This is a genomic window from Streptomyces sp. NPDC029466 (genome assembly GCF_055574515.1).
The window spans coordinates 148,878-161,403 of sequence record NZ_JBVHZH010000001.1; the positions used below are offsets into that span (position 1 = coordinate 148,878).

Genomic DNA, 12,526 nt, shown 5'->3' on the forward strand with positions numbered 1-12,526 from the left:
CGTCACCCCCTCAGCGTGCGCCCCACCCGACGGCCATCGTGGCCCCCAGCGCCACTACGGCCACCGTGCCGGCCAGGAGCCCGGTGATCAGCCGGCGCCGCAGGGCCCGGTAGACACCTTCGTATTCGGTCCGCAAAGCGGCGCTGCGGGTCGCGATGCGCTCCAGGTAGGCCCGGGACGTCTCGCGCTGGTCCTGGCAGTAGCGCAGCTCCACTTCCCGCCGCTGGGTGTCGGTGAGCCAGGGCAGGCCGGCGCAGAAGTCCGCCGCGCGGGTACGTGCCCGGTCCTTCTCCGCCTCCCAGAGGAGAAATCCCTCGATCTCGTTGACGGCCTGGTCCAGCTGCATTTCCGCGGCCCTCCGCATTCCTCCGCCACTCCCCGTTCCGGCGGCCTTCCGCATGTCTTCGCCCATCCGCGTTCCCTCGCTCATGTGCGTGCCCCGATTTCGGCGGCGGTGTTCCCGGCGTCCGCCATGGCGGCGATCTCGTGCGCGATCTCCGGGTGGTGCAGGTCGAACGCCGGGGATTCGGAGCGAATACGCGGCAGGGTGCGGAAGTTGTGCCGCGGCGGCGGGCAGGACGTCGCCCATTCCAGCGAACGGCCGTATCCCCAGGGGTCGTCGGCCCCGACCTTCCTGCCGTACTTCGCGGTCTTCCAGACGTTGTAGAGGAACGGCAGCAGGGAGAGTCCGAGGAGGAAGGAGAAGAGGGTGGAGACGGTGTTCAGGGCGGTGAATCCATCGGCGGCGAGATAGTCGGGGATACGGCGCACCATGCCTTCCGCGCCGAGCCAGTGCTGGACGAGGAAGGTGCCGTGGAAGCCGATGAACAGCGTCCAGAACGTGATCTTGCCAAGTCGCTCGTCCAGCATCTTGCCGGTGAACTTCGGCCACCAGAAGTGGAAGCCGGAGAACATCGCGAAGACGACCGTACCGAACACCACGTAGTGGAAGTGCGCCACGACGAAGTACGAGTCGGAGATGTGGAAGTCCATCGGCGGCGAGGCCAGGATGACACCGGTCAGACCACCGAAGGTGAAGGTGATCAGGAAGCCGATCGCCCACAGCATCGGCGTCTCGAAGGACAGCGAGCCCTTCCACATCGTGCCGATCCAGTTGAAGAACTTCACACCGGTCGGCACCGCGATCAGGAACGTCATGAACGAGAAGAACGGCAACAGCACGCCGCCCGTCACATACATGTGGTGCGCCCACACCGTGACCGACAGACCGGCAATCGAAATCGTCGCCGCGATCAGACCGAGGTAACCGAACATCGGCTTCCGCGAGAACACCGGAATGACCTCGGAAATGATGCCGAAGAACGGCAGCGCGATGATGTACACCTCGGGATGGCCGAAGAACCAGAAGAGGTGCTGCCACAGCAGCGCCCCGCCATTGGCCGCATCGAAGACATGCGCACCGAATTTACGGTCCGCCTCCAGCGCGAACAGCGCCGCCGCCAGCACCGGGAAGGCCAGCAGGACCAGCACACCGGTCAGCAGCACGTTCCAGGTGAAGATCGGCATCCGGAACATCGTCATGCCCGGTGCCCGCATGCAGATGATCGTGGTGATGAAGTTGACCGAACCGAGGATCGTGCCGAAGCCGGAAAAGGCCAGACCCATGATCCACATATCGCCGCCGATGCCGGGGGAATGCACCGAGTCGGAGAGCGGCGCATAGGCGAACCAGCCGAAATCGGCGGCCCCTTGAGGCGTCAGAAATCCTCCGACGGCGATCAGCGAACCGAAGAGATAGAGCCAGTACGCGAACATGTTCAGCCGGGGAAAGGCGACATCGGGCGCGCCGATCTGGAGCGGCATGATCCAGTTCGCGAATCCGGCGAACAGCGGCGTCGCGAACATCAGCAGCATGATCGTGCCGTGCATCGTGAACGCCTGGTTGAACTGCTCGTTCGACATGATCTGGTGGCCGGGGCGGGCCAGTTCGGCACGCATCACCAGGGCCAGCAGACCGCCGAGGCAGAAGAAGGCGAACGCGGTGACCAGGTAGAGCGTGCCGATCGTCTTGTGGTCAGTGGTCGTCAGCCACTTCACGGGAAACTTCATGCCCGGTAGGTGTCCGGAGCCGTCGCGATCCTCACCGGCGCGGGGGACGCGACGGGGTGGCAAGTCTCACCGCGGAGGGTGTGAAGATCGGGGCCATGCCGGACACCAAGGGTTCATGAGCACGGACGACGCCTTCGCCGAGGCCTATCGCGCGCACTACTGGGCGGTCAGCCGCTTTGTGGCGCGGCGGCTGGACGGGCAGGCACACGAGGTCGAGGAAGTGGTGGCGGAGGTCTTCTCCATAGCCTGGAGACGCCGCACCGAGCTCCCCGATGCGCCGCTGCCCTGGCTGTACGGGGTGGCGCGGAACTGTCTGGCCAACACGGTGCGGGGGCTGAGCCGTTACCGGCGGCTGCTGCACCGGCTCGGCAATCAGGAGGCGGCGCACCGCCGGCAGACCGTGGAGAGTCCGGACGCCGAGCGGCCCGGCTCCTGGGTGCACGAGGCGCTGGCCCGCCTCTCCCCCGCCGACCAGGAGGTGCTGCGGCTGACGGCCTGGGAGGAACTGACCATCGAGGAGCTGGCGGTGACCCTCGGCTGCGGTCAGAGCGCGGCGGCCATGCGGCTGCACCGGGCGCGCGGCCGGCTCCGTACCCAGATCGAGCGGATGCGCCAGCGCGGCGGCGCCCGGTCCGACGCGCCCCCACCACGGCCCGAGGCACCCCCCTCGCCGCAACCGGCACCGCGCCCCGCCGCTCCCCGTCACCTCACTCCCCACCCCGTACCGACCCGAGCGGGAGGCCGCCGCCATGGCTGAGGAACTAAAGCTGCTGCGCCAGGCCGACCCCGTCTCCGCCGACGAGGGGCCCTGGCGCGACCGCCCGCTGACCGCACGGGCGGAGGCCCGCCTGGCGGCGCTGACGGCCGGCGCCGAGCCGCGCGGCCGCCCGCGTCCCCTGCGCCGGCGCCCCCTGCTGATGGGCCTGGCCGCCGCGTCGACGGCCGCCGTCGCGGCCCTGGTGCTCACCTTCTCCGGCGCCGGCAGCAGCCCCGCCGTCGCCGCACCCGTCGCCCTCCCCCTGCACGCCGACGCGCCGTCCGTGTCCCTGGACGCCCTCGCCCGCAGGGCGGAGGCAAAGGCGCGGGCGGCGGGCCGCGAGGACGGGCCGCGGCGCGGCAGCCACCTGCAGAGCTGGTACATGAGCATGGAGTCGGGCCCGGACGCCGCGCCCCCCGTGACGGTGCCCGAGGAGCGCATCACCAGCTGGAACGACGACGGCAGCGGCTCGGAGCTGGTCGTGGCCACCGACCCGCGGCACCCGGGCCGTCCGGTGATCCATGACAACGACGGCACGTGGCAGACCGTCAGCGACGGCAAGGTGCTGCACCGCAAGACCTACCCGGCGGGCTCGGAGGCCCAGCACAGCGGGCTGGCCGCCCGGACGAAGCCCGCGACGGACGCCGGGGAGCTTCGCGAACAGCTCTCCTGGCTGTACGGCGGGGCGGACGGCACCAGCACCACACCGCACCTGCTGTCGGCGCTCTCCTCGTTCCGTCAGGAGTGGACGCCAGGGCCGCGGGAGACGGCTGCCGTCGTCCGGATGCTGGCCGACGCGGACGGTCTGCGGCCGGCGGGGGTGGTCACCGACCGGCTGGGCCGGCGCGGGCAGGCGTATGTGTACGACGGCCCGGACGGTGCGACGAACTCCACCCGCCAGATGGTGATCCTCGATCCGCGGACCGGCGACCTCCTGGGGCTGGAGATCACCTTCACCAAGGACGAGCCGGAGTTCAAGATCAAGTCGGGGGACGTCATGTCGTACGAGGCGTGGATGCCGTGAGGCGACGGCGGCCACGGCGCCCCGGAGCGGGCCGCCGGGGCTCCGGGCCGGGGCGCTCCCGAGTGGCGGGGCGGACGGTCATGGCTGATCCTTGAGGGAACGCGACGATCCACCTCGGCGCGGCGGTGCGGTCTGGCCCGCCGCGCCGTTCTCCTGTCCGGCCGCACCGCCTCCGTGGCGCGTGGCCCACGTCACAACGGGCCGATGGTTGCAGCGGATCTTCGCGATATGGATCACAGCAGGCGGTGTCCCGAAGTGCTCCCCGAAAGGGAGTTTCCCCTGCAAGGAGCGGGTATACGGCCGACTGCGCGGTCGTCCGCGCACCGTCCGTGATGATCCGGTCTGCCCCTATGGTCGACCTTTGCCCGTCGCGTCACGACGGGCCCTGCCCGCCTCCCCACGGCGGGCGATGTCATGTTGTCGTCCAAGAGAGCGCAGGCGAGCGAGCACGTGCCGACGCAGTCCCCCGTCGCCCCCGGGCCCCGTCACCCCGTCGGCAGTCGAGCAGACGCGGCATCCGGTCCCCCGCAGGACCACGCCGCGGATTCCGCGCAGCACACATCGGGCGAGGTGACCGTCGTCGACCCGGCGATGGTCAAGCGTGCGGTGTCGGCCGCGGCGCTCGGCAATGCGATGGAGTGGTTCGACTTCGGCGTGTACAGCTACATCGCGGTCACCCTCGGACATGTCTTCTTCCCGTCCGGGAACCCGACCGCGCAGTTGCTGTCGACGTTCGGAGCGTTCGCAGCGGCGTTCCTGGTGCGGCCCATCGGCGGCATGGTCTTCGGGCCGCTCGGTGACCGGATCGGCCGGCAGAAGATCCTCGCGATCACCATGATCATGATGGCGGCGGGCACCTTCGCCATCGGTCTGATCCCGTCCTATGCCTCCATCGGCGTGGGCGCGCCGATCCTGCTGCTCGTCGCCCGCCTGGTACAGGGCTTCTCCACCGGTGGTGAATACGGTGGCGCCTCCACCTTCATCGCCGAGTACGCGCCGGACAAGAAGCGCGGATTCCTCGGCAGCTGGCTGGAGTTCGGCACCCTGGCCGGCTACGTCGGCGGCGCCGGCCTGGTCACGCTGATGACCGCGCTGCTGTCCACCGAGGACCTCAACTCCTGGGGCTGGCGCATCCCGTTCCTGATCGCCGGACCGATGGGCATCATCGGCCTCTACCTGCGGATGCGGCTCGAAGAGACCCCGGCCTTCGCCCAGTTGGAGAAAGAGGCGCGGACGAAGGAAAAGGCGCGCCGCGAGGCCGAGAAGCGGATCGGCATCCGCGAGATGATCTTCGGTCAGTGGCGGGCGCTGCTGCTGTGCGTCGGACTGGTCCTGGTCTTCAACGTCACCGACTACATGCTGCTGTCGTACATGCCGAGCTATCTGACCTCGGAGCTCAAGTACGACGAGACGCACGGACTGCTGGTCGTGCTCGCGGTGATGGTCCTGATGATGGGCGTCCAGCCGTTCGCCGGCCGGCTCACCGACCGCTTCGGCCGCCGTCCGGTCATCGGCGCGGGCTGCCTGGGCTTCCTGCTGCTGTCCATCCCCGCCCTGCTGCTGATCCGGCAGGGGTCGCTGGCCGCCATCGCGCTGGGCATGGGCGCACTGGGCCTACTGCTGGTCACCTTCACCGCGGCGATGCCGTCCACGCTGCCCGCGCTGTTCCCGACCAAGGTCCGCTACGGCTCGCTGTCGATCGGCTTCAACGTCTCCGTGTCGCTCTTCGGCGGGACGACGCCGCTGGTGGTCACCGCCCTGATCGGCGCGACCGGCAACAAGATGATGCCCGCCTACTACATGATGGCGGCGGCCGTGATCGGCGGTATCGCCGTCCTGCTGATGTCGGAGAGCGCCCGTAAGCCGCTGCCCGGCTCCCCGCCGGCCGTGGAGACCGAGGCCGAGGCGCAGGAGGTCCGGCGCGCGGTGCGCGGTGCGGCCAAGGCCGACGCGGCGGTCTGATCCGCGGACTGCCCCAGGCGTAGCAGGGCCCGGCCGGATGCTTCCGGCCGGGCCTTCGGCGTTCCCCGGGCAGGGGCGGGAACCGGCCACGCCCCGGTCGCCGTCTGTGTCGCTGCCGATCACCTTGACCGGCGGCGGTGAACGGGGGACGAGGATGAGCCTGGCTACGGGCGTGGGGGCGGCGCGGAGCACGGGGCGGCGGCGCGCGCTGCTGGTGGTGCTGATGTTGCTGGCCGTGCAGCTGGTATCGCTGGCCAGACCGGCGTACGCCTGTGGTTGCGGGGCGATGGTGCACGATCCGAAGACCACCCTGGCAGTGGACCGCGAGACCTCGGTGGTGCGCTGGGACGGGCGGTCCGAGCAGATCGTGATGAGCCTGACGGTGAACGGCACCGCCCCGGACGCCGCGTGGATCATGCCCGTGCCGCACCGGGCCACGGTGGAGCTGGGCGACCCCGGTCTGTTCGACCAGCTCGCCGCGCTGACCGCACCGGCCGTCGAGCGGCGCCACCACTTCTGGCCCCGGGGCGGCGACTGGCCGTTCGCCGGGGACGGCGCCGCCGCGGAGGCCCCGGCTCCGGGCGCCCACGGGCCAGGGGTCGGGGTGGTCGGCCGCGAGCGCCTGGGCCCGTTCGATGTGGCCCGGCTGACCGCCACCGACCCCGCGGCGTTGCGCAACTGGCTGAAATCCCATGGCTTCCGGCTCCCCGACGCACTGGCCACCGAACTCCGCCCGTATGTGGCCCACCGCTGGGAGTACGTGGCGATCCGGCTGGCCCCGGCCACGGCACACCGTCCGCTGACCGGCCCCCTCGAACCGCTGCGGCTGTCCTTCGCCAGCGACCGGCTCGTCTACCCCATGCGGCTCTCCCGCCTCGCCAAAACACCCCAGTCGCTGGGGCTTTACGTCCTCGCCCCGCACCGGATGGAACCCCGCAGCGCCCTCGGCGGCACCGATCCCGAGGTCTTCTTCGCGGGCCGGATCACCCCCGTGGGCGCCCTGCGCGAACTCGGCGGCACCAAGCGCACGTTTCTGACCGCGCTCGACCAGACCTTCCCGCAGCCGCGCCGCATCACCGGCGACCACGAACTCGTCCGAGCCGCCCAGGACACCCCGTTCCAGCGGGTCACCTACACGTCCGCGCTCCTGAGGGTGGCCGGCATCCCGGCCTGGGTACTGACGGTCGGCGGCACGCTGCTGCTCCTGGTGGCGGCCACGCCGGTGCTCGTACTGCGCAGCCGCCGCCCGGTGCCGCCACCGCGTCCGCTGCCGCCGCCCCTGACATGACCGTGCCCACGGCCGGGCGGCGTACGGCCCGGCCGTGGCACCCTGCCCTGACCTGCGCCCCTCGGACACCGTGCGGCACGATGGTCGTTATGAGCATCGTGAAGATCAACGTTCTGACCGTGCCCGCCGAGCAGCGCGAGGTCCTGGAGCAGCGCTTCGCCGCGCGCGCCGGGACCGTGGACTCCTCGGACGGCTTCGAATGGTTCGAGCTGCTGCGCCCCGTCGAGGGCACCGACCAGTACCTCGTCTACACCCGGTGGCGGGACGAGGAGTCGTTCCAGGCGTGGATGGAGGGGCCGATGAAGGCCGCGCACCAGCAGGGCGGTGCGGCCGGGGGCGGGGAGCGGCCCAAGCCGGCCGCGTCCGGTTCCACGCTGTGGTCCTTCGAGGTGGTGCAGCAGACCGGGCCGAAGCAGGGCTGAGCGACACCGGCGGCGTCACCCGAAATCCGTTGCGCGGGGCCCCGGCCCGGCCGTGACAATGGCGCCATGAGTGACGCCGCCACCCTCCGCCTCCCCTGGGCCGTCTCGGCCGAACCGGTCGGCTCGCCGGACGCCGCGGCGCTGCTGCGCGACTACTACACCGAAGTGGCCGACCGCTACTTCGCGCTCCATGAGGACCGCCGCTCGACGGCGGCGGAGATCGACGAGGGGCTGGCGGAGTACCCCAGCGCCGATCTGACACCGCCCGGCGGGGTGCTGCTGGTGGCGCGGCACGGCGAGGACGTGGCGGGCTGTGCCGGGGTGCGGCTGCTGGACGCGCGCACCGCGGAGCTCAAGCAGATGTTCGTACGGGCCGCTTGGCGTGGGCTGGGCGGCGCGGGTGCGCTGCTGGGGGCCGCCGAGACGGCCGCGGTGCGGCTGGGCGCGGAGCGGATGCGGCTCGACACCCGGCGGGATCTGGTGGAGGCCGTCGCGCTCTACCGGCGGCACGGGTTCGAGGAGATCGAGCCCTATCACGACGATCCCTACGCGGAGATCTTCTTCGAGAAGCGGCTGGCCGGCGGCCGTTGACGATCCGGCGCAGGCCCCGGCCCCCTCTTCCCGCCGGCCGGGCTCACTTCGCCAGGTCCGGCGGCTGGGGCGCGGACGGCGGGGTGCGCGGCACCGGCGGCCGGGCGTCGCCGTTGTGCGGCTCCTCCGCGTCCGAACCGCACAGCTCCGCGGTCAACTCGTGGACGAGTTCGGTGAGATCGGTGGGCCGGTCCCTGGTCCACCAGTCGCCCAGCATCTCCGCGAGCGACTCCTGACGGGCCGCCGCGAGCCGCTCCGCGGTGTCCCGTCCGCGGCCGGTGAGCAGCAACAACAGCCCGTCGCGGGTGGCGAGTCCGCGTACCTCCAGCTGCCGGACGCTCTCGGAGATCACGCCCAGCGGCACGGTGCTGCGTTCGGCGAGCAGTGCCGGTTCCACCGACCCGTAGCGGTGAATGCGCAGGATCAGCCAGGCGGCGGCCGGTTTGAGGTCCAGTCCGGCCCGTGCGGCGATCTTCTCGTAGATGTGCTTACGGCCTTCCCGGCTGCCGAGGGTGGACAGGGCGCGGGCGACCTCGTCGCGGGAGGACCGCTCGACGGGGTTGGAGGACAGCACCTGGCTGGTGTCGGGCGCGGTGACACTGCTGCGCAGCGGCTCCTCCTTGAGGAACCAGGCCAGCGCGAAGGCCACCAGGACGACCGGGACGGCGTAGAGGAAGACATCGGTGATGGAGACGGCGTAGGCGTCCAGGACACCGGCCCGCAGCCCGGCCGGCAGTTGGGCCACGGTCCGGGGGTCCTCGGCGATCCTGGAGGGGTCGATGCCGGGCGGCAGTCGCTGCCCGGCGACGGCGTCCGCGATCCGCGGGCCGAGGTGGCCGGCGAAGATCGTGCCGAAGATGGACACGCCGAACGAGCCGCCGATGGAGCGGAAGAACGTGGCGCCGGAGGTGGCCACGCCCAGGTCCTGGTAGGGCACCGCGTTCTGCACGATCAACACCAGCACCTGCATGACCAGACCGAGTCCGAAGCCGAAGACGAAGAAGCAGGCGCTCATGGCGGCGACGCCGCTGTCCGGGTCGAGCTGGTGCAACAGCAGCAGACCGAGCGCGACGACACCGGTGCCGAGGATCGGGAAGACCTTGTAGTGGCCGGTGCGGCTGACGATCTGCCCGGAGCCGGTGGAGGCCAGCAGCATGCCGATCACCATCGGCAGCATGTGCACCCCGGACAGGGTCGGACTGATGCCCTGGACGACCTGGAGGAAGGTCGGCAAATAGGTCATCGAGCCGAACATCGCGAAGCCGACGACAAAGCCGATGACGGCGGTGAGCGAGAAGGTGCGCAGCCGGAACAGGCGCAGCGGCAGCACGGGTTCGGCGGCCCGCCGCTCGATGCCGAGGAAGACGCCCAGCAGGGCGAGACCGAGGACGCCGCACCCCACCACCTGCCAGGACGCCCAGGGGTAGGTGACGCCGCCGAACGAGGTCATCAGCACGAAACAGGCGGCGACCGCGGCGATCACGACGGTGCCCAGGTAGTCGATCCGGTGCCGGGTGCGGGGGCGCGGGATGTGCAGCACGGCGGCGATGACGGCAAGCGCGACGACGCCGACGGGAACGTTGATGTAGAACACCCAGCGCCAGCTGAGATGGTCCACGAACAGCCCGCCCAGCAGCGGGCCGAGGACGCTCGCACCGCCGAAGACGGCACCGAACAGGCCCTGGTACTTCCCCCGTTCGCGGGGCGGCACGATATCGCCGACGATCGCCATCGACAGCACGATCAGCCCGCCGCCGCCCAGCCCCTGGAGGGCCCGGAAGGCGATCAGCTCACCCATGTTCTGCGCGATACCGCACAGCACCGAGCCGATCAGGAAGATGACGATGGCGGTTTGGAAGAGCTTCTTGCGGCCGTACTGGTCACCGAGCTTGCCCCAGAGGGGCGTCGCGGCCGTCGCGGCCAGAAGGTAGGCGGTGACGACCCAGGAGAGGTGGTTGAGGCCGCCGAGGTCGCTGACGATGGTGGGCAGCGCGGTGGCGACGATGGTCTGGTCGAGCGCCGCGATGAGCAGGCCGAGCAGCAGCGCGCCGATCGCGACGAGGACGGTCCGCGCGGACCGGTCCTCGCCGGGGGCGGCCGGAGCACCGGTGTCCTGCGCCATGAGCGTCTTCCTCCGTTCCGGAGCGTCCCGTGCGGTGCGCGGGACCCGGAGCGGCCGGTGCGGTGCCGGGCCCTCCGTCCCGGTCCGCCGCCGGCCGCCCTTGCCGTGCTGCCTCTCCTTCGGACTTCTTCCATCCTGGGCGGTTCCGCCAGATATGGCCCGCCGAGCGGCGCTCGGCATCGGGGGCCTCCCGGAGGACACCCGGGGTATGCCGGGCGGATGTCTTCGAGCGCCTGCGCGGACCGGTGCGGCGTCTGGATAATCGCTGCCGGTTCGATGCCTCCAGGGAGGGGAACACCCGTGACGGCACAGACCTGTCCGCACTGCTTCGCCCCCGTACGCGGCCACGGCCGGCCGGCCGGCCTGTGCGCGGCGGCCGGGGCGGACGACTTCGATCCGCTGCGCGTTCGGCCGTACGTGTCACTGCCCGACGGGGAGGGGGACGGGGAGGCGGGCGGCAGCGACGGCAGCGACAGCGGGGCGGACGGCACGGCACTCGGCCGGGGAGATCTGCTGGACGACTTACCCGGGGTGGACGCTGCGGTGCACTACGCCGACGGGCCGTCGTCGCCCGCCACCGGGCCGTCGTCCGCCGCCGGACCGCCGTTGCCCCCGGAGCCGCCGGGCGCGGGGCCCGCCGACCCCCTGCTACCCCGTATGCGGCGCCGCCCCGGCGGCCCGGCCTCCCGGACGTGCAGCGCGTCGGAGGAGCCGGAGGAGGAACCGACCGCCGGCGGCTCCCCCGCCACCCCGCGCCGGAGACGCGCCCTGCCGGCCGTACTGCTGACCGCGGGGGCCGCCATGGCCGCCACCGCCGTACTGATCGGCACCGACGCCCTCTCCGGCGGCGACCACACCCGGGCGGCGGCGCCCGACCAGGGCACCACGTCCCCCGACACCGCTTCCCCCGACGCCGCCCTCCCCACCGGCGGCAGCACCGCCTCCCCCACACCCGGCGGCACCACCTCCCCCGCCGCGACCCGCTCCCCGTCACCGGAAGCGACCACCCCCGGGGCGAGCGTGCGGCCCTACCGGACCCCGGCCCCGCCTCCCCCCGCCCCCACCCGGGCCTCCGGCAGCGTCTCGGACTCCCCCGCCACCCACGGCCCCAGCGCCCCGCCCACCGGGCCGATCGTGCTGCGCGAGGGGGCCGGCGGCCCGGAAGTGGTGGAGCTTCAGGGGCGGCTGCGGCAGCTGGCCGTGTATCCCGGCCCGGAGGACGGCCGCTACGACGCGGACGTACGGGACGCCGTGGCGCGCTACCAGCGGGCCTACGGGGTGGCGGGCGATCCGGACGGCGTCTACGGCGCCGCGACCCGGGCATCCCTGGAGTCCCGGACGCAGGCGCCGTAGGGCGTGTCCGCACCTTGGCGCGCGGGGCACCGAGCAGCCGGTGGCGGGGCGCCGGCCAACCCAGCCGCAGGGCGCTGACCAGCCCAGTTGTCCGCAGCGGCTGCGTTTTGTATCGTTAAAAAACAAAGTGGTTCCGCCCGCACTCCCTGACCGGCGGGCGGGACCGCTCTGTTTCTTCCCTACGTGTCTTCCGTACGTGCGCGATCCGCACCGTCCGTAGCGCCCAGGAGCCCGCCGATGACGGCCACCACCACGCTCACCGCCCGCGCCCTGCTGCTGGACATGGACAGCACGATCGTGAACTCCGAGGCCGTAGTGGAGCGCTGCTGGCGCCGCTGGGCAGCCGAGCAGGGGCTGGACGGGGACGCGATCCTCCAGGTGGTCCACGGCCGGCAGGGCTGGGCCACGATGGCCGCGCTGCTCCCGGACCGTCCGATGGAGCTCAACCTGGCGGACAACCGCCGGATGCTGGCCCAGGAGACCGCCGATATGGACGGTGTGGTGCCGGTCCCCGGCGCCCCCGCGTTCATGGCCGCCCTCGCCGCGCTGCCGCACGCGCTGGTGACCTCCGCCGATATCGCGCTCTCCGACGCCCGGATGGCCGCGGCCGGGCTGCCGATGCCGGAGGTGCGGATCACCGCGGAGAGCGTGAGCGCCAGCAAGCCCGACCCGGAGGGCTTCCTCAAGGGCGCCGCCGAGCTGGGCTTCGCCCCCGAGGACTGCCTGGTGTTCGAGGACTCCGAGGCCGGCATCGAGGCGGGGCGGGCGGCCGGGATGCGGGTGGTCGGCGTCGGCGACCGGGCCGCCGCGTTCGGGCCCACCGTGCAGATACCCGACCTCACGCATGTCCGCGTCGAGGCGTCGGCGGACGGCGTGATCGCGGTGCATATCGACGGCTGAGCGCCGGACGGCCCGGGGCCCCGGGGGCCGGCCCCCG

General features: G+C 71.9%; 10 protein-coding genes and 1 pseudogene. 8 read left to right on the plus strand and 3 right to left on the minus strand.

Going from position 1 to position 12,526, the window contains the following annotated elements; all coding sequences use genetic code 11:
- Nucleotides 1-10: 10 nt before the first annotated feature.
- Both ACZ4XD_RS00650 and ctaD read right to left on the minus strand, forming a co-directional pair.
- Nucleotides 11-346, minus strand: a complete 336-nt coding sequence (locus ACZ4XD_RS00650; protein WP_468036792.1) for a hypothetical protein — start codon at nucleotides 344-346, stop codon at nucleotides 11-13.
- An 80-nt stretch (nucleotides 347-426) separates the two neighbouring features.
- Nucleotides 427-2,058: pseudogene (gene ctaD, locus ACZ4XD_RS00655) on the minus strand (aa3-type cytochrome oxidase subunit I); the annotation flags it as partial.
- Between the two features lie 127 nt (nucleotides 2,059-2,185).
- Between ctaD and ACZ4XD_RS00660 the strand changes: the two are divergent.
- The 6 genes from ACZ4XD_RS00660 to ACZ4XD_RS00685 all read left to right on the plus strand — a co-directional run bounded on the left by ACZ4XD_RS00660 (nucleotide 2,186) and on the right by ACZ4XD_RS00685 (nucleotide 8,114).
- The gene (locus ACZ4XD_RS00660) at nucleotides 2,186-2,827 is read left to right on the plus strand and encodes an RNA polymerase sigma factor (protein WP_468036794.1); all 642 of its coding nucleotides are present in this window, start codon (nucleotides 2,186-2,188) and stop codon (nucleotides 2,825-2,827) included.
- On the plus strand, nucleotides 2,820-3,851 hold the full coding sequence (locus ACZ4XD_RS00665) for a CU044_5270 family protein (RefSeq protein WP_468036796.1): 1,032 nt from the start codon (nucleotides 2,820-2,822) through the stop codon (nucleotides 3,849-3,851). The genes ACZ4XD_RS00660 and ACZ4XD_RS00665 overlap by 8 nt, the downstream gene beginning before the upstream one ends.
- Before the next feature lie 450 nt (nucleotides 3,852-4,301).
- Complete coding sequence (proP, locus tag ACZ4XD_RS00670) at nucleotides 4,302-5,813, plus strand: glycine betaine/L-proline transporter ProP (protein ID WP_468036798.1); 1,512 nt, start codon at nucleotides 4,302-4,304, stop codon at nucleotides 5,811-5,813.
- 154 nt (nucleotides 5,814-5,967) lie between these two features.
- Nucleotides 5,968-7,101 (plus strand): DUF2330 domain-containing protein, encoded by a 1,134-nt coding sequence (locus ACZ4XD_RS00675; protein ID WP_468036800.1) that lies wholly within the window; start codon nucleotides 5,968-5,970, stop codon nucleotides 7,099-7,101.
- An 89-nt stretch (nucleotides 7,102-7,190) separates the two neighbouring features.
- Entirely contained in the window at nucleotides 7,191-7,523 is a 333-nt protein-coding gene (locus ACZ4XD_RS00680) for an antibiotic biosynthesis monooxygenase family protein (protein WP_468036802.1), read from the plus strand.
- Between the two features lie 66 nt (nucleotides 7,524-7,589).
- On the plus strand, nucleotides 7,590-8,114 hold the full coding sequence (locus ACZ4XD_RS00685; RefSeq protein WP_468036804.1) for a GNAT family N-acetyltransferase: 525 nt from the start codon (nucleotides 7,590-7,592) through the stop codon (nucleotides 8,112-8,114).
- Nucleotides 8,115-8,157: 43 nt separating this feature from the next.
- Here ACZ4XD_RS00685 and ACZ4XD_RS00690 read toward each other — a convergent pair whose 3' ends face one another.
- Nucleotides 8,158-10,236, minus strand: coding sequence for an MDR family MFS transporter (locus ACZ4XD_RS00690; RefSeq protein WP_468036806.1), 2,079 nt, complete (start codon nucleotides 10,234-10,236; stop codon nucleotides 8,158-8,160).
- 300 nt (nucleotides 10,237-10,536) lie between these two features.
- Between ACZ4XD_RS00690 and ACZ4XD_RS00695 the strand changes: the two genes are divergently transcribed.
- Both ACZ4XD_RS00695 and ACZ4XD_RS00700 read left to right on the plus strand, forming a co-directional pair.
- A complete protein-coding gene (locus tag ACZ4XD_RS00695; RefSeq protein ID WP_468036808.1) occupies nucleotides 10,537-11,589 on the plus strand; it encodes a peptidoglycan-binding domain-containing protein in 1,053 nt (350 codons plus the stop codon).
- A gap of 237 nt (nucleotides 11,590-11,826) precedes the next feature.
- Entirely contained in the window at nucleotides 11,827-12,489 is a 663-nt protein-coding gene (locus tag ACZ4XD_RS00700; RefSeq protein WP_468036810.1) for an HAD-IA family hydrolase, read from the plus strand.
- Nucleotides 12,490-12,526 lie beyond the last annotated feature (37 nt).

Excerpts from the sequence above, each read along its gene's own strand:
- ACZ4XD_RS00650 (WP_468036792.1), bottom strand. The coding sequence starts at position 346 with ATGCAGCTGGACCAGGCCGTCAACGAGATCGAGGGATTTCTCCTCTGG.
- ACZ4XD_RS00660 (WP_468036794.1), top strand. The coding sequence starts at position 2,186 with ATGAGCACGGACGACGCCTTCGCCGAGGCCTATCGCGCGCACTACTGG.
- ACZ4XD_RS00665 (WP_468036796.1), top strand. The coding sequence starts at position 2,820 with ATGGCTGAGGAACTAAAGCTGCTGCGCCAGGCCGACCCCGTCTCCGCC.
- ACZ4XD_RS00675 (WP_468036800.1), top strand. The coding sequence starts at position 5,968 with ATGAGCCTGGCTACGGGCGTGGGGGCGGCGCGGAGCACGGGGCGGCGG.
- ACZ4XD_RS00680 (WP_468036802.1), top strand. The coding sequence starts at position 7,191 with ATGAGCATCGTGAAGATCAACGTTCTGACCGTGCCCGCCGAGCAGCGC.
- ACZ4XD_RS00685 (WP_468036804.1), top strand. The coding sequence starts at position 7,590 with ATGAGTGACGCCGCCACCCTCCGCCTCCCCTGGGCCGTCTCGGCCGAA.
- ACZ4XD_RS00690 (WP_468036806.1), bottom strand. The coding sequence starts at position 10,236 with ATGGCGCAGGACACCGGTGCTCCGGCCGCCCCCGGCGAGGACCGGTCC.
- ACZ4XD_RS00700 (WP_468036810.1), top strand. The coding sequence starts at position 11,827 with ATGACGGCCACCACCACGCTCACCGCCCGCGCCCTGCTGCTGGACATG.